At 59.6% G+C, this 14,617-nt stretch carries 19 protein-coding genes; 11 read left to right on the forward strand and 8 right to left on the reverse strand.

Annotated features, from left to right (window positions below; translation table 11 throughout):
- Positions 1–45 precede the first annotated feature (45 nt).
- A complete protein-coding gene (locus ACSQ16_RS16000) occupies positions 46–627 on the forward strand; it encodes a thymidine kinase (protein WP_093926978.1) in 582 nt (193 codons plus the stop codon).
- Here the strand turns inward: ACSQ16_RS16000 and ACSQ16_RS16005 are convergent.
- The 5 genes from ACSQ16_RS16005 to ACSQ16_RS16025 all read right to left on the reverse strand — a co-directional run bounded on the left by ACSQ16_RS16005 (position 624) and on the right by ACSQ16_RS16025 (position 3,804).
- Entirely contained in the window at positions 624–1,574 is a 951-nt protein-coding gene (locus tag ACSQ16_RS16005) for a 2-hydroxyacid dehydrogenase (protein WP_243262378.1), read from the reverse strand. The genes ACSQ16_RS16000 and ACSQ16_RS16005 overlap by 4 nt on opposite strands.
- Complete coding sequence (locus ACSQ16_RS16010) at positions 1,571–1,909, reverse strand: tRNA-binding protein (protein ID WP_243262376.1); 339 nt, start codon at positions 1,907–1,909, stop codon at positions 1,571–1,573. Before ACSQ16_RS16010 ends, ACSQ16_RS16005 begins: the two co-directional genes overlap by 4 nt.
- Positions 1,902–2,717, reverse strand: coding sequence for a pyrroline-5-carboxylate reductase (proC, locus tag ACSQ16_RS16015; protein ID WP_243262375.1), 816 nt, complete (start codon positions 2,715–2,717; stop codon positions 1,902–1,904). Before proC ends, ACSQ16_RS16010 begins: the two co-directional genes overlap by 8 nt.
- Before the next feature lie 31 nt (positions 2,718–2,748).
- Entirely contained in the window at positions 2,749–3,249 is a 501-nt protein-coding gene (locus tag ACSQ16_RS16020; protein ID WP_093926982.1) for a YbjN domain-containing protein, read from the reverse strand.
- 312 nt (positions 3,250–3,561) lie between these two features.
- The gene (locus tag ACSQ16_RS16025) at positions 3,562–3,804 is read right to left on the reverse strand and encodes an accessory factor UbiK family protein (RefSeq protein ID WP_093926983.1); all 243 of its coding nucleotides are present in this window, start codon (positions 3,802–3,804) and stop codon (positions 3,562–3,564) included.
- A gap of 94 nt (positions 3,805–3,898) precedes the next feature.
- Between ACSQ16_RS16025 and lgt the strand changes: the two genes are divergently transcribed.
- The 5 genes from lgt to ACSQ16_RS16050 all read left to right on the forward strand — a co-directional run bounded on the left by lgt (position 3,899) and on the right by ACSQ16_RS16050 (position 8,029).
- Positions 3,899–4,783: a prolipoprotein diacylglyceryl transferase gene (gene lgt / locus ACSQ16_RS16030; protein ID WP_243262374.1), complete on the forward strand. Its 885-nt coding sequence runs from the start codon at positions 3,899–3,901 to the stop codon at positions 4,781–4,783.
- Positions 4,780–5,838, forward strand: a complete 1,059-nt coding sequence (locus ACSQ16_RS16035) for a class I SAM-dependent methyltransferase (protein WP_243262373.1) — start codon at positions 4,780–4,782, stop codon at positions 5,836–5,838. Before lgt ends, ACSQ16_RS16035 begins: the two co-directional genes overlap by 4 nt.
- Positions 5,835–6,590, forward strand: a complete 756-nt coding sequence (gene pgeF, locus ACSQ16_RS16040; RefSeq protein ID WP_243262372.1) for a peptidoglycan editing factor PgeF — start codon at positions 5,835–5,837, stop codon at positions 6,588–6,590. The genes ACSQ16_RS16035 and pgeF overlap by 4 nt, the downstream gene beginning before the upstream one ends.
- 274 nt (positions 6,591–6,864) lie before the next feature.
- A complete protein-coding gene (locus ACSQ16_RS16045; RefSeq protein ID WP_243262371.1) occupies positions 6,865–7,008 on the forward strand; it encodes a hypothetical protein in 144 nt (47 codons plus the stop codon).
- Positions 7,009–7,309: 301 nt separating this feature from the next.
- Positions 7,310–8,029, forward strand: coding sequence for a Hint domain-containing protein (locus ACSQ16_RS16050; RefSeq protein WP_243262370.1), 720 nt, complete (start codon positions 7,310–7,312; stop codon positions 8,027–8,029).
- 31 nt (positions 8,030–8,060) lie between these two features.
- Here the strand turns inward: ACSQ16_RS16050 and ACSQ16_RS16055 are convergent, their stop codons facing one another.
- Positions 8,061–8,561, reverse strand: coding sequence for an Lrp/AsnC family transcriptional regulator (locus ACSQ16_RS16055; RefSeq protein ID WP_093927269.1), 501 nt, complete (start codon positions 8,559–8,561; stop codon positions 8,061–8,063).
- Between the two features lie 214 nt (positions 8,562–8,775).
- On the opposite strand from ACSQ16_RS16055, the gene trxB reads away from it, so the two are divergent.
- A complete protein-coding gene (trxB, locus tag ACSQ16_RS16060; protein WP_093926987.1) occupies positions 8,776–9,780 on the forward strand; it encodes a thioredoxin-disulfide reductase in 1,005 nt (334 codons plus the stop codon).
- A gap of 195 nt (positions 9,781–9,975) precedes the next feature.
- Positions 9,976–11,685 carry a bifunctional sulfate adenylyltransferase/adenylylsulfate kinase gene (locus ACSQ16_RS16065; RefSeq protein WP_243262369.1) on the forward strand — a complete coding sequence of 570 codons (1,710 nt, stop codon included), beginning with the start codon at positions 9,976–9,978 and terminating at the stop codon, positions 11,683–11,685.
- A gap of 259 nt (positions 11,686–11,944) precedes the next feature.
- Here ACSQ16_RS16065 and ACSQ16_RS16070 read toward each other — a convergent pair whose 3' ends face one another.
- Positions 11,945–12,163, reverse strand: coding sequence for a DUF1150 family protein (locus tag ACSQ16_RS16070; RefSeq protein WP_093926988.1), 219 nt, complete (start codon positions 12,161–12,163; stop codon positions 11,945–11,947).
- Positions 12,164–12,167: 4 nt separating this feature from the next.
- A complete protein-coding gene (locus tag ACSQ16_RS16075; protein ID WP_067267324.1) occupies positions 12,168–12,581 on the reverse strand; it encodes an Hsp20 family protein in 414 nt (137 codons plus the stop codon).
- A gap of 163 nt (positions 12,582–12,744) precedes the next feature.
- On the opposite strand from ACSQ16_RS16075, the gene ACSQ16_RS16080 reads away from it, so the two are divergent.
- From ACSQ16_RS16080 to ACSQ16_RS16090, 3 genes are all read left to right on the forward strand, one after another.
- A complete protein-coding gene (locus ACSQ16_RS16080) occupies positions 12,745–12,969 on the forward strand; it encodes a YdcH family protein (protein WP_007119020.1) in 225 nt (74 codons plus the stop codon).
- 95 nt (positions 12,970–13,064) lie between these two features.
- Positions 13,065–13,550 carry a 5-(carboxyamino)imidazole ribonucleotide mutase gene (gene purE / locus ACSQ16_RS16085; RefSeq protein WP_243262368.1) on the forward strand — a complete coding sequence of 162 codons (486 nt, stop codon included), beginning with the start codon at positions 13,065–13,067 and terminating at the stop codon, positions 13,548–13,550.
- Complete coding sequence (locus ACSQ16_RS16090; protein ID WP_243262367.1) at positions 13,543–14,613, forward strand: 5-(carboxyamino)imidazole ribonucleotide synthase; 1,071 nt, start codon at positions 13,543–13,545, stop codon at positions 14,611–14,613. Before purE ends, ACSQ16_RS16090 begins: the two co-directional genes overlap by 8 nt.
- Positions 14,614–14,617 lie beyond the last annotated feature (4 nt).

Raw genomic sequence — 14,617 nt, forward strand, 5'->3', positions numbered from 1 at the left:
GTTTCTGTCTTGATCCGCTGTCATGGGCGGCGTAACACCCTGCCCATGGCAAAGCTTTACTTCAATTACTCCACCATGAACGCTGGCAAATCCACGGTGCTGCTGCAGGCGGCACACAACTATGTGGAGCGCGGCATGGTGCCCTATCTGCTGACTGCGCAGTTCGACAACCGCGCGGGCGAAGGGCGCATCGCATCGCGCATCGGCATAGGCCAAGAGGCCGACACTTTCGGCCCCGGTGAGGACCTTCTGGCCAAGATCGAAAGCCGGTTAGAGCAAGGCCCCTGCGCCTGTATCTTCGTCGACGAGGCGCAGTTTCTGGAGGTTGAACAGGTCTGGCAACTGGCCCGCGCGGTGGATGATCTGGGCGTGCCGATCATGTGCTTTGGGCTGCGGGTCGATTTTCGCGGTGAGCTTTTCCCCGGCTCCGCCACCCTGCTGGCGCTGGCCGATGAGATGCGCGAAGTGCGCACCATCTGCCATTGCGGGAAAAAGGCCACGATGGTCGTGCGCCGCGATGCCGAAGGGCAGGCCATGCGCGACGGCGCGCAGGTGCAGATCGGCGGGAACGAGACCTATGTCTCGCTCTGCCGCAAACACTGGCGCGCCGCCGTGGGCGATGGCTAAACCCGGTTCGGCGGGGTGCTTCCGTCGACGAAGGCTTGTAGATTGGCCACCGCCATCAGCCCCATATCGACACGAACCTGATGCGCCGCCGTGCCGAGGTGCGGCAACAGCACAGCATTGTCGAGATCGCGCAGCGCCTGCGGCACTTGGGGCTCGAACTCATAGACATCCAGCCCCGCCCCGCCGATGCGCCCCGCTTGCAGAGCTTCGATCAAGGCGGCCTCCTGAACCACATCGCCGCGGGCGATGTTGATCAGATGGGCATTGGGCTGCATCGCGCCCAGAACGGTCTCATCGATCAAATGCCGTGTCTCGCCGCCGCCGGGGACGGCGACGACAAGCACATCAACAGCCTCGGCCAGCGCAGTCAGGCTTTCGACACGGGTGGCCGGGAAATCCAACTCCTTCGCGCTGCGGTTAAAATAACTGACCTGCATCTCGAATCCATAGTGACACCGCCGCGCGATGGCCTGCCCGATCCGGCCCATGCCGACGATGCCGACCCGCTTGCCGGTAAGGTGCAACCCCAGCATCTGAGTCGGGTGCCACCCTTCCCACGCGCCCGAGCGGACCAACCGCTCCCCTTCGGCGGCGCGGCGGGCGGACATCAGCATCAGCGTCATGGCGACATCCGCCGTGGCATCGGTGACGGCGCCGGGCGTGTTGGTCACCTCCACCCCCGCCGCGCGGGCCGCTGCCGCGTCGATGTGGTTATAGCCGACGCCGAAATTGGCGAGGATCTTGCAACGCGGCTCGGGCACATCGGCGAAAACCTCTGCTGAAAAGGCATCACCCAAAGTCGGCATCACCCCGTCATAGTCGCGCAGCGCGGCGCGCATTTCTTCGCCCGAAAGCGGCGCGGTTTCTTCGCGCACCGTCACTTCGCAGCCCTTTAAAGCTTCGGTGACTTCCTTGGGCAAAGGTCTGGCAATCAATATCTTTTTCAATGCATCCGCCCTCCTTCGGGCACGTTTTGATCTGGCGCCAACAGCACGATCTCACCGTCCTTATCCGGTAGGCCAAGCACCAGCACCTCGGACATGAAAGGCCCGATCTGGCGCGGCGGGAAATTGACCACGGCCACAACCTGCCGACCCACCAGCGCTTCAGGTGTGTAATGGGCGGTGATCTGAGCAGAAGTTTTGCGCTCGCCTATCTCACTGCCGAAATCGACCCAGAGTTTGATCGCCGGTTTGCGCGCTTCGGGAAAGGCCTCGGCCCGGGTGACCGTGCCAACGCGAATGTCAACTTTCATGAAATCGTCGAAAGTGATCTCAGCCATTTGCCAGCTCCCGCGATCTGTCTGCGGCGGCGGCCACGGCGCGTTTCAGCAAGGGCGGGAAGCCTTCAGCCTCATCCATCAAAACCTCAAGCGCCGCTTGGGTGGTGCCATTTGGGCTGGTCACATTGACGCGAAGCTGGCTCGGGTCTTCTTCGGCTTGCATCGCCAACGCCCCTGCCCCGGCCACGGTGGCCTTGGCCAATTGCATCGCCAACGCCTCGGGCAACCCTTGGGCCACCCCGGCGGCGGCCATACATTCGATCATGTGAAAGACATAGGCCGGGCCGGAACCGCTGACCCCAGTGACCGCGTCGATCTGCGCCTCTTCGGTAAGGCGGACGACTTCACCCACGGCGCTTAGGAGGGTCTCGGCCTCATCCAACGACCGGCTGCCCGCCTTGGCGTTGCCGACAATGGCGGTGATCCCTTGCGAAATGGCTGCAGGGGTGTTGGGCATGGCCCGCACAATCGGTGTATCGGCTCCGAGGACGCCTTCGAAATAGCCAATAGTGGTGCCCGCCGCGACGCTGACGAAAAGCGTCTCACCATTGCCCATCGCCTGAAGCGTCGGCAGCGCGTCCGCCATCATCTGGGGCTTAACTGCCACCAGCACCACCGCTAGCGCAGCAGGCAGATCGGCGTTCAGGTTCACGCCGGTGCCTTGCAGCCAATCGGAGGGCTTCGGGTCCACGACCCAAACCGAGCTTGCAGGCAGCCCCTTCGCCAGCCAGCCCTCCAACATGGCCGATCCCATTTTGCCGCAGCCCAGCAAAACTAGGCCATCACGTGCAACTCTGCCGTCTTTCATGGTCATCCCCCGAAGTTGTTCGGGGACTTTGTTACGCCCGGCCGTAAGCCTCTGCAATGGCGACATCCATCGCGGCCTTGGGGGTTTGATCGCCCCAGACCAGCAATTGCAACGCGGGATAGTAGCGTTCCGCACTCATGACGGCGGCACCGATCATCGTGTCGATCTGCTCTGGCCCCGCGACCTGACCGCCCGACAAGACCAACCCGTAACGGTAGACCATCAACTGCTGATCGGCCCAGAAGCTAAAGGCTCCAGCCCAGCATTGATCGTTGACGAGGTTTAACAATTCGTAAAGCTGAGGCAGTTTTTCGGCAGGCGGCTCCATCTCAAAGGTGCAAATTAGGCGCAGTGTTTCGTCATAGGCTGACCATGCCAACGTGATGGAATAGGTTCGCCACTGCCCCTCGACAGCCATGGCAATCTGATCATCCGCAACGCGGTCAAAATCCCAATCGTGATGGGCTGCGAGATTTTCAACGATATCAATGGGGTGAATGTCTTCTTCAAGGTAATGCTCGGACAGGGCCATTTCGCCACCTCTCAATCTGTTCCATGGGGAGGGCCGGGGCGCCACCAGCCATGGAAGCCTGCACAAATAGGCGTGTAGGTTTACCTCGCCTATACAATATATGGTGCTTCCAGCGGACCATTCTGGCAACCTTTTTCTTGGGGATAACCACAAATCATAGGGGATAACCGCAATAACTTGTGGGTAAGTCGCGGAAAACGTCTAGAATTTGGAAGGGTATGCTGCGCGCGGCCCAGATTTGGGTGTCTGGCTGGCGGAAGGATCACCGCCCCACGCAGGGGCAGCAGATCAATTTTTGGGGTGGTTGAGCGCTCAGCCCTTGGCTTCCAGCTTGTCGAGCCGGGTTTTAAGCACTTCGTTCTCTTCGCGGGCCTTCTGCGCCATGGCGCGCACAGCGTCAAATTCTTCACGGGTGACGAAATCGCGATCGGCCAACCACCGGTCAAGCATGCCTTTCATGGCAGTCTCGGCCTCGTCTTTAGCGCCTTGGGCCACGCCCATCGCGTTTGTCATCATCTGTGATACGTCGTCGAAAAACTTGTTACGGGTCTGCATGTCTGGCCTCCGGAGGTTTGTTAGCCTCTATATGGGGCGCGAAGCCCTTACTCGCAAGGTTGACTTCCCCGCGCGGCCTTGCTCAATCAGCGACATGATAGCCATGCTCCCCTTCCCCGATATCGCGCCGGAAATCTTTTCGGTTAACCTGTTTGGTGCCACCTTCGCGCTGCGGTGGTATGCGCTGGCCTATATCGTGGGCATTTTGCTGGGCTGGCGCGTGGCCACTGCGGCGGTCAAACGGCCGCAACTGTGGCGGAATGACATGCCCGTCATGAAGCCCGGTCAGGTCGAGGACCTGCTCTTTTGGGTCATCCTTGGCGTGATCCTCGGCGGGCGCTTGGGATATGTGCTGTTTTATCAACCAGCCTATTACCTGTCGAACCCCGCCGCGATCTTGCAGCTTTGGGAAGGCGGCATGTCTTTCCACGGCGGTGCGCTTGGGGTCATTCTGGCGGGGCTTTTTTATACATGGAAACACCGCATCCCCATAATTTCAACCGGGGATATGGTCTGCTTGGGGCTGGCACCGGGCCTGTTTCTGGGGCGGCTGGCGAATTTCATCAACGCCGAGCTTTGGGGGCGCCCGACCGACCTGCCTTGGGGCGTCGCCTTCCCCGGTGAGGCGGCGCAGTTCTGCCCCGACGTGGCGGGCATCTGCGCACGCCACCCCTCGCAACTTTACGAAGCATTGCTGGAAGGGTTGCTGCTAGGCGGTGTGCTGATCTGGATGGCATGGAAACGTGGCGCGCTGAAGATGCCCGGGCTGATCGGCGGCACCTTCCTTGCGGGCTATGGCGCGGCGCGCTTCGCGGTTGAGTTCCTGCGCCAACCGGATGCGCAATTCGTCACCCCCGGCAACCCGCTGGGGCTGGCGTGGCATATCGGCGGCTGGGGGCTGACCATGGGGCAAATCCTATCGCTGCCGATGATCGCCGTTGGTATCTTCGTGATTATCCGGGCGCGGCGGCAGGCATGAGCCTGAAGGATCATCTGCTGGCGCGGATCGCGCTGGAAGGGCCGATGAGGGTAGACGACTATATGCAGTCCTGCCTGCTGCACCCCGACTGGGGCTACTACACGACATGCGCACCCTTTGGCGCGCAGGGCGACTTTATAACCGCGCCTGAGATCAGCCAGATGTTTGGCGAGTTGATCGGCCTCTCCTTGGCGCAAAGCTGGCTGAATCAGGGTGCGCCTGCGCCCTTCACGCTGGCCGAACTTGGGCCGGGGCGCGGCACACTGATGGCCGATGTGCTGCGTGCCTGCGCGCAAGTCCCAGGGTTTCTGGCCGCCGCACAGGTAACATTGATTGAAGCCTCCCCCGCCTTGCGAGACGTGCAACGCGAGACATTGGTCGGCCATGAGGTCACGCACCTTGATACCGTGGCCGAACTGCCCGATGCGCCTCTCTTTCTTATCGCAAACGAATTCTTCGACGTGCTGCCAATCCGCCAATTCATCCGCCATGGCGCAGGCTGGGCAGAGCGGCGCATCGGGGCTACGGATGCTGAGCTTACATTTGGCCTTGCTCCGGTGGCGCCACAGCCAGCCCTCGCGCATCGGCTGGAGGATACCAAAGACGGTGATTTGGTCGAACTATGCGCCCCGGCAACGAAAGTCATGAATGAGGTCGGCCGCCGCATCGCAGGCCACGGCGGCGCGGGGCTGATCATCGATTATGGCGATTGGCGTGCGCTTGGCGACACGCTGCAAGCGTTAGAGAACCACGCCCCCGCCGAGCCGCTGGCCAACCCCGGCAAGGCAGACATTACCGCACATGTCGATTTCGAAGCGCTCGCGGGCGCATGTCCATGCCGCTATAGCCGCGTGGTGACCCAAGGAGTTTTCCTAGAGCGTTTGGGCATCACGGCCCGCGCGCAGAAATTAGCCGAACCGCTGAACGGAGAGGCGCTTAACAGCCACATTGCCGCACATCGACGGTTGACGCACCCGGCGGAAATGGGAAACCTGTTTAAAGTGATGGGGCTCTATCCGAAGGGGCAGACCCCGCCCCCTGGAACAGAAGCATGACACTCGAAATTCTCACCTCAGATGCGCTTGCCCCCCTGCGACATGGTTTTTTCACCCGACGCGGCGGTGCGTCATCTGGGGTCTTTGCCGGGTTGAATTGTGGTAGTGGCAGTTCTGACCAATCTGAGATCGTGCGCATCAACCGCGCCCGCGCCGCCGAAGCGATGGGTCTGCCTGCGGATCATCTGGTGGGGGTGCATCAGGTGCATTCCGCCAGCGTCGTTACGGTGACAGAACCTTATGATGATAAGCCCCGCGCTGATGCGTTGGTGACCAAGACGCCAGGCATCGCGCTCTCGATTCTGACCGCGGATTGCCAGCCAGTGCTCTTTGCCGATGCGCAAGCCGGTGTTGTCGGTGCGGCCCATGCTGGCTGGCGCGGCGCGCTTGATGGGATACTTGAGGCGACCGTTGACGCGATGGTCGATCTGGGTGCCAAGCGTGAAAAGATCACGGCCGTCATCGGCCCCTCCATTAGCCAACGCGCCTATGAGGTTGGGCCGGAGTTTCTAGACAGTTTCATGAACGCCGACCCCAAGTTCGCCCGCTATTTTGCGCAGGGCGAAGGCGACCGGCTGCATTTTGACCTGCCGGGCTTTGGCCTGAACCGTTTGCGCGCGGCAGGTGTCGGTCATGCAGAATGGACGCGGCACTGCACCTATGCCGATCCGGGGCGATTCTACTCATATCGTCGCACCACCCATGCAAAGGAAGCGGACTATGGCCGCTTGCTCGCGGCGATCACGCTCTGAACAGGGCGGGATTGGGGCAGAGCGCGTCAGTTTTACGCCCCATTAGCATCGAACCACTCGAAACAATCGCTGCATAACTGGCGAATTGTCGACGGGTATTTTTGTAAGCCGCTGAAATTGAATAGATTTCAAAATACGGCATGAGTGCCACACTGCCGCGCGCCCTATCTAAGATTTTCCGCAAGTTTCTCTTTCGCCGTCAAAAACCGGCCCGATTGCCCTGCGATAGTGAACTCAAGCAACGATGCCTGCGTGACCCGAGAGGAACAGAGCCATGAAAAAGAACCCGCGTTTCATCAAGTCCGTCGTCGAGACCGCCGCAAAGTCTGACACCGTCATGCCTTGGGCCCGGGGCGCGCGGCGTGCTGCCTTTATCGCCAAGCGCACAAGTGCCGAACCGGTTCGCAAAACCGCCTGATAGGTTTCTCCCCTGCATCGCCAGCGCCACGGCGCCCGGTGCGACTGATCGCCCCCTCGGTACGTTGATTCGTGCCGGGGGGCGTTTTCGTGTAAATGTGGCAAGCACGAACCGTGTTGGGAAACAGACTGTCGGTTTCAGCAGAAATTGGCGCAGAATGCCGCAGCAATGTTCTGGATACTTTGACAATGCATGGTGAACATGGCGCATTGATCTTAGGATCGCGTTAACTTGCACTGTGTTACGTCCGCGACATGGATGCGGGCAAAGCCAGGCGCGACGGACCGACAAGAGGTTTTGCATGACACCGACCGCCGCCAAAGACTCAGGCAACCCCACCGTCACAGCAACGCGCAACTACGAAGTTGCCGCACTGCGCGCCGATGGTTCGCTCTATATCGGTCAGGATAACGCGCCCGTCTTGCCCCTGTTCGAAGCCGCATTCGCAGCCTTTGCCCGGGGGACTTTGATTCAGACCGTGCATGGCGACATCGCCATCGAAGACCTTCAGCCCGGCGATATGATCAACACCTCTTCGGGTGAACCTGCGCAGTTGATTTGGATCGGGTCGAGTAATTTCGTCCCTGCTGACACCGGGCGGCGGTTGCCTCTTATCCGCATAATGCCCGACAGTTTCGGAGAAGGGCGGCCCAGTTCATTTCTCACCGTCGGCCCCGCAGCACGGGTGCTGCACACACCGCACCACCTTCGGGCGGAGGCGGGTGGTACTCGGCTTCTTGCGCCGGTACGCGCGTTCGTGGATGGGGTGAACGTGATCGAGGTAGCCCCCCCGACCCCGGTGCGCCTGTTCCATATCTGCCTGTCCCGCCATGCGGTGATCAAAGCGAGCGGTCTGGAGATGGAGACATTCCACCCCGGCGCGCAGGCGCTGCGAGACGCCCCGCACAGCCTGCGGGAACAGTTTCTATCAATGTTTCCGCAAATTGGTCATGGCACGGATTTCGGCCCGCTGGCCCATCCCCGTGCGCCCGGAAGGCCAGACGAAAGCACCATCGATTAAAGAGGCAGATGATTAAGAAGGCGGGATTAAGTTAAGGCGCCGTCGACAGCCGCGCTTCGAGCACGTCGAAGGGTACACCGGGATCATCCTTGGCACCACGGATCACGAGGCTGGTCTTAACGCTTTCCACATTGGGCGTGGTCAGCAATTGCCCGGTAAGGAAGCTTTGAAAGCTCGACAGGTCGGGGGCGACACATTTCAGGATGAAATCAACTTCGCCGTTAAGCATATGGCACTCGCGCACCAGCGGCCAACTGCGACATTTCTCTTCAAACGCGCTCAGATCGACCTCAGCCTGACTGGCAAGGCCGACCATGGCGAAAACCTGCACTTCAAACCCCAGTTCGCGCGCGTCAACATCGGCGTGATAGCCTTTGATATAGCCCTGCTCTTCCAACGTGCGGACCCGACGCAAACAGGGTGGCGCAGAGATGCCAACACGTTTGGCCAGTTCGACATTCGTCATCCGGCCATCCGATTGCAGTTCGGCCAAGATCATCCGGTCGATCGGATCTAGTCGTGTACCCGCCATATCATCCTCAGTGAATTTTCGATTCTTATAGCAGCCCACAGGCTGCACGCAATAAAGTTTCACACAAGCGCAATATTCTTTGCCGGGCACACCCGTCAGATCGGTCTCGCTGCTCATATAATCGTAATGTACGCAGACGACAGCAGGGGTTTAACGGCGCCCTCCCCATCGCTATATGAAGCGGGCAATATCAATGACAGCCCGGGGGCGCCAGATGGCCGATACACGTAAAACCAAGGTACTGATCATCGGCTCCGGCCCTGCGGGCTATACCGCTGGCGTCTACGCGAGCCGGGCCATGTTGGAGCCGATCCTCGTGCAAGGGATTGAGCCCGGCGGCCAGCTGACCACCACGACCGAGGTCGAAAACTGGCCGGGCGACAGCGAAGTTCAAGGCCCCGATCTGATGATCCGCATGCAGGAGCACGCCAAAGCGATGGGCACTGAGATCATCGGCGACATTATCACCGATCTTGACCTTTCCAGCCGCCCCTTTCACGCCAAAGGCGACAGCGGTACGACCTATGTGGCCGACGCGGTGATCCTTGCCACTGGCGCGCGGGCCAAATGGCTCGGGCTGGAGAGCGAGGAAAAGTTCAAAGGGTTCGGCGTCTCGGCCTGTGCCACTTGCGATGGGTTCTTCTATCGCGGCCAAGAGATTGTGGTTATCGGCGGCGGCAATACCGCCGTGGAAGAGGCGCTGTTCCTGACCAACTTTGCTTCTAAAGTGACCTTGATCCACCGTCGCGATGAACTGCGGGCCGAAAAGATTTTGATCGACCGCTTGATGAAGAACCCCAAGATCGAACCGCTGTGGTTCCACCAGCTCGACGAAGTTTATGGCACCGACAGCCCGCTGGGTGTCGAAGGTGTGAAGGTGAAACACGTCAAAACTGGCGAGATCACAGATATTCCCGCCAAAGGCGTCTTTGTGGCGATCGGTCATGCGCCGTCTAACGAGTTGGTTAAAGACACGCTTGAGACCCACATGGGCGGATATGTCGTGACCAAGCCCGACAGCACAGAAACCTCGATCCCCGGCGTCTTTGCCGCGGGCGATCTGACTGACCATAAATATCGTCAGGCTGTAACCAGCGCGGGCATGGGCTGCATGGCCGCCCTCGAAGCCGAGCGTTTCCTTGCCGAAGTGGGCGATGACGAAGGCAAAGATACCTCTCTTCCGCTTGGCTATGGGGCTGAGGTGAAGGAAGAGGTTTAACGCTTAAACCCGTGCGGCGGATATCATTCTGGATTCCGCCGCACGCTCCAAACCTGATGATGGCCAATCTCAATATTATGGGATTTTCGCCTTTAACGAACCATCAACGCCCGGTTCTGTAGACAATTATTGCACTTTAAAGCTATGGCAGACCAACTAAAGCCGCCTGCCACCTGATGAAAAGTGATAGATATAATGTCCAGTAATCTTGCTCCTATTCCAGAACTCTATGTCTCCTATGAGTCCGCACAAAAACTGAAGGTAGAAGCTGGCAATTTGGTCAGCCTTGACCTGACCCCGCGTCAAATTTGCGATCTTGAGCTGTTGATGAACGGCGGTTTCAACCCGCTCAAAGGCTTCCTGACCGAGGAAGATTACGATGGTGTCGTTGAAAACATGCGGCTGGCCGATGGCAGCCTCTGGCCGATGCCGATTAACCTCGATGTAGGCGATGCCTTTGCCGAAAGCCTCGAACTGGGTCAGGATATCGCCCTCCGCGACCAAGAGGGCGTGATCCTTGCGACCATGACCGTCACGGACCGCTGGACCCCTAACAAAGCACGCGAGGCCGAAAAGGTTTTCGGCGCCGATGACGATGCGCATCCGGCGGTGAACTACCTGCACAACCAAGCGGGCAACGTCTATCTTGGCGGCCCGGTGACCGGCATCCAGCAGCCTGTGCATTACGATTTCCGCGGCCGCCGCGACACCCCCAACGAGTTGCGCGCCTATTTCCGCAAGTTGGGCTGGCGCCGCGTCGTGGCCTTCCAAACCCGCAACCCGTTGCACCGCGCGCATCAGGAACTCACCTTCCGTGCCGCCCGTGAGGCACAGGCCAACCTGCTGATCCATCCCGTTGTCGGCATGACCAAACCCGGCGATGTCGATCACTTCACCCGCGTGCGCTGCTATGAAGCGGTGCTTGACAAATACCCTGCCGCCACCACCTCCATGTCGCTGCTGAACCTCGCCATGCGCATGGCCGGCCCGCGTGAGGCCGTTTGGCACGGGCTGATCCGCAAGAACCACGGCTGCACTCATTTCATCGTCGGCCGCGACCACGCTGGCCCCGGTAAGAACTCCAATGGCGAAGATTTCTATGGCCCCTATGACGCGCAGGACCTGTTCCGCGCGCATCAGGAGGAAATGGGCATCGAAATGGTCGATTTCAAACATATGGTCTGGGTGCAGGAACGCGCCCAATATGAGGCCATGGATGAGATTGAAGACAAAGATGACGTGACCATCCTGAACATCTCGGGTACCGAATTGCGCCGTCGTTTGCAGGAAGGTCTGGAAATCCCTGAGTGGTTCTCCTTCCCCGAAGTGGTCAAGGAACTGCGCCGCACCAAACCGCCGCGCAGCCAGCAGGGTTTCACCGTCTTCTTCACCGGCTTCTCCGGCTCTGGCAAATCCACAATTGCTAACGCATTGATGGTCAAGCTGATGGAGATGGGCGGCCGCCCTGTGACACTGCTGGATGGCGACATCGTCCGCAAAAACCTTTCATCTGAGCTGGGCTTCTCGAAAGAGCACCGCGATCTGAACATCCGCCGCATCGGCTATGTGGCATCTGAGATCACCAAGAATGGCGGCATCGCCATCTGCGCGCCGATCGCGCCCTATGCCGCCACCCGCCGCGCCGTGCGGGAAGATGTGGAAAGCTTTGGTGCCTTTGTCGAAGTGCATGTCGCGACCTCTATCGAGGAATGTGAACGCCGTGACCGCAAGGGGCTCTACAAACTGGCGCGTGAAGGCAAGATCAAAGAGTTCACCGGCATCTCCGATCCCTACGATGTACCGCAGAATGCCGAACTGGTGCTGGAGACCGAAAACGTCGACGTCGACAACTGCGCGCATCAGGTACTGCTCAAGCTTGAGAACATGGGGCTGATCACGGGATAAACCGCCCTGTCCTTTGAAACGACAACGCAGCCCTATGGGGCTGCGTTTTGCATTTCGGGGTCAGGTCATTTCAAAAATGAAAACTTGGCTTTTAAACAAATTACCCGTCCGGTGATAGGCCGCCATGACACCGCCAACCGATACGATAAAAGCATTCACTTGAGTCGAAATTAAATTTCATAAGCCCGCTCCCAGTAATAAAGGCCGCAGCGAACTGCGACCTTGCTTTGGGCTCTGACTATGGCCATGCCTTATGGCGTCAATGCACCATGACTGGCCGATAGTCATGTTCACGTGCCAAAGAGAACGCAAGCTTTTGATCGCCAACCAGCGCCAGCTGCTGCCCTTCGGCGTCGTGGACCGCATAAAGAAGCTCCAGCCCCTCTGCCTGATCGCGCACTTCGCGCGGCAGATCAGCGACAGCGATCGTTTTGACATAGACCATACGGTCATTCCCGTGGGTGATTGCGTTTTGCATGATATTACCCCTTCTTGATCTTGATGGTTTGAACCACTGTTTCAGGCTTGGCGCGGGTCAGGTCGACATGCAGCAGACCATTCTCCATAACGGCTTCGCCCACATCGACCCCATCGGCCAGTACGAACGAGCGCTGAAACTGTCGCGCAGCGATCCCACGGTGCAAGAACACCCGGTCTTCGCCATCGTCAGACTGACGCCCACGGATCACGAGCTGTCTATCCTCAACTGTTATCGACAGATCCTGTTCCGAAAAACCAGCCACGGCAAGTGTGATCCGATAGCTGTAGTCAGATGTTTGTTCGATATTGAACGGCGGATAACCTTCGTTTCCGGCCTTGGCGCTGCGTTCCAGCACCCGTTCCAATTGTTCAAACCCAAGCATATGCGGGTAAGAGGCAAGCGTTAATTTCGTCATGCGACACGTCCTTATCAGGTCAAGCGACAGTGTTTCACAGGCCCCGCAACCGGCAACCCGTTGCATTGAATATGGGGGGGCTTAAGCAGGGGCGCAAGGGCTATGCCAAATGATCTCAAGCGCTTATATTCAAGGTTCAGATGCCCAACGGAATCACCTACCCATGAATGCCCCTACAGATCTGTCGATGAAAACGGATGAAGTGCTGCGTGTTGAGCTTGAGGTCTTCCGACGGGAACATCGCGATCTGGATGACGCCATCCACGCTCTTGTTGAAAAAGGAACTGGCGATCAATTGACCCTGCAGCGGCTGAAAAAGCGCAAGCTGCGGCTCAAGGATCTTATCGCCCAGATCGAAGACCGCCTGACCCCCGACATTATCGCCTAACCCATTATCCCTATGGCCCACGGCAATCGCCGTTGCCACATGGGCCGGGATGGGTATAGTGCGCGCTCTGATCCACCAAGAGAAGGCCCTCAGCAATGACCACTCCCCCGGTTGGCATCATCATGGGGTCCCAGTCCGACTGGGCCACCATGCGCGAAGCAGCGACCCTGCTGGAAGAGCTTTACATCCCCTTTGAGGCGCGCATCGTGTCCGCCCATCGCACGCCGGACCGGCTGTGGGACTATGGCAAAACGGCAGTTGACCGGGGTTTGCAAGTGATCATCGCGGGCGCAGGCGGGGCGGCGCATTTGCCGGGCATGATGGCCTCAAAAACCCGCGTGCCGGTTATCGGCGTGCCGGTGCAGACCAAAGCGCTATCGGGGGTGGATTCGCTTTATTCCATCCTGCAAATGCCACGCGGCTTCCCGGTGGCAACCATGGCCATCGGATCGGCAGGTGCCGCCAATGCGGCCTTGATGGCGGCGGGCATCCTCGCCTTGCAGGACGCGGAACTGGCCAAGCGGTTGGACGATTGGCGCGACGCGCTGAGCGCCTCGATCCCCGAGGTGCCGCATGACTGAGCCACTGCAAACCGGCGCCACCATCGGCATTCTGGGCGGCGGCCAATTGGGCCGGATGCTCTCGGTCGCCGCAGCGCGGCTAGGCTTTCGGACCCATATCTTTGAGCCGGGTGCCAACCCGCCCGCTGCCGATGTGGCCCATGCGGTGACCACCGCAGGTTATGACGACCACAAAGCGCTGGAGGCTTTCGCCCGCGCCTGTGACATCGTGACCTTCGAGTTTGAGAACATCCCCACCGAGGCGCTGGACGTGGTTGAGGCAATCACCCCGATCCGCCCGGGCCGCGAAGCGCTGCGGATTTCGCAGGACCGACTGACCGAGAAAACCTTCCTCGGCGACCTCGGCCTGAAGGTGGCCCCCTTTGCCGATGTCACTGACGCTGCAACGTTGAAAGCCGCCGTGGCGCAGATCGGCACGCCCGCGATCCTCAAGACCCGCCGTTTCGGCTATGACGGCAAAGGCCAAGCACGGCTGAAAGACGATGCCGATCTTGACGCCGCATGGGCCGAAATGAACGGCGCGCCGTCCGTGCTCGAAGGGTTCGTTAACTTCAGCGTCGAAATCTCCGTTATCGCCGCGCGCAGCGCGACGGGCGAAGTGGCTTGTTTCGACCCCGGTGAGAACGTCCACCGGGATGGCATCCTGCACACGACCACCGTCCCCGCAAAGATCAGCAATGCACAGCGTACCGATGCGGTTCTGCTTGCCGGTCGGGTCTTGAACGCGCTTGATTATGTCGGCGTCATGGGGGTCGAATTGTTCGTCACCCCGCAGGGCCTGATCGTGAACGAGATCGCGCCGCGGGTGCATAACTCAGGCCATTGGACCCAGAACGGCTGCGCCATCGACCAGTTCGAGCAACACGTCCGCGCCGTGGCTGGGTGGCCTTTGGGTGACGGGGCGCGCCATTCGGATGTGGTGATGACCAACCTGATTGGCGACGATATGGATCAAGTGCCGGAGCTTGCCCGCGCGCGCGATACGGCGATCCACCTCTACGGAAAGGCCGAGGTTAAATCGGGCCGTAAAATGGGCCATGTCAACCGCATCACCCGCGACTGATCGA

This window comes from Sulfitobacter sp. SH24 (genome assembly GCF_965641895.1).
Lineage (GTDB): Bacteria > Pseudomonadota > Alphaproteobacteria > Rhodobacterales > Rhodobacteraceae > Sulfitobacter > Sulfitobacter dubius.

Bases quoted from the DNA above. Each gene is read 5' to 3' on its own strand.
- trxB (WP_093926987.1), top strand. From the start codon at position 8,776: ATGGCCGATACACGTAAAACCAAGGTACTGATCATCGGCTCCGGCCCT.
- proC (WP_243262375.1), bottom strand. From the start codon at position 2,717: ATGAAAGACGGCAGAGTTGCACGTGATGGCCTAGTTTTGCTGGGCTGC.
- ACSQ16_RS16055 (WP_093927269.1), bottom strand. From the start codon at position 8,561: ATGGCGGGTACACGACTAGATCCGATCGACCGGATGATCTTGGCCGAA.
- pgeF (WP_243262372.1), top strand. From the start codon at position 5,835: ATGACACTCGAAATTCTCACCTCAGATGCGCTTGCCCCCCTGCGACAT.
- ACSQ16_RS16020 (WP_093926982.1), bottom strand. From the start codon at position 3,249: ATGGCCCTGTCCGAGCATTACCTTGAAGAAGACATTCACCCCATTGAT.
- ACSQ16_RS16050 (WP_243262370.1), top strand. From the start codon at position 7,310: ATGACACCGACCGCCGCCAAAGACTCAGGCAACCCCACCGTCACAGCA.
- ACSQ16_RS16090 (WP_243262367.1), top strand. From the start codon at position 13,543: ATGACTGAGCCACTGCAAACCGGCGCCACCATCGGCATTCTGGGCGGC.
- purE (WP_243262368.1), top strand. From the start codon at position 13,065: ATGACCACTCCCCCGGTTGGCATCATCATGGGGTCCCAGTCCGACTGG.
- ACSQ16_RS16065 (WP_243262369.1), top strand. From the start codon at position 9,976: ATGTCCAGTAATCTTGCTCCTATTCCAGAACTCTATGTCTCCTATGAG.
- ACSQ16_RS16045 (WP_243262371.1), top strand. From the start codon at position 6,865: ATGAAAAAGAACCCGCGTTTCATCAAGTCCGTCGTCGAGACCGCCGCA.
- ACSQ16_RS16010 (WP_243262376.1), bottom strand. From the start codon at position 1,909: ATGGCTGAGATCACTTTCGACGATTTCATGAAAGTTGACATTCGCGTT.
- ACSQ16_RS16075 (WP_067267324.1), bottom strand. From the start codon at position 12,581: ATGACGAAATTAACGCTTGCCTCTTACCCGCATATGCTTGGGTTTGAA.
- ACSQ16_RS16070 (WP_093926988.1), bottom strand. From the start codon at position 12,163: ATGCAAAACGCAATCACCCACGGGAATGACCGTATGGTCTATGTCAAA.
- ACSQ16_RS16000 (WP_093926978.1), top strand. From the start codon at position 46: ATGGCAAAGCTTTACTTCAATTACTCCACCATGAACGCTGGCAAATCC.
- ACSQ16_RS16035 (WP_243262373.1), top strand. From the start codon at position 4,780: ATGAGCCTGAAGGATCATCTGCTGGCGCGGATCGCGCTGGAAGGGCCG.
- lgt (WP_243262374.1), top strand. From the start codon at position 3,899: ATGATAGCCATGCTCCCCTTCCCCGATATCGCGCCGGAAATCTTTTCG.
- ACSQ16_RS16080 (WP_007119020.1), top strand. From the start codon at position 12,745: ATGAATGCCCCTACAGATCTGTCGATGAAAACGGATGAAGTGCTGCGT.
- ACSQ16_RS16025 (WP_093926983.1), bottom strand. From the start codon at position 3,804: ATGCAGACCCGTAACAAGTTTTTCGACGACGTATCACAGATGATGACA.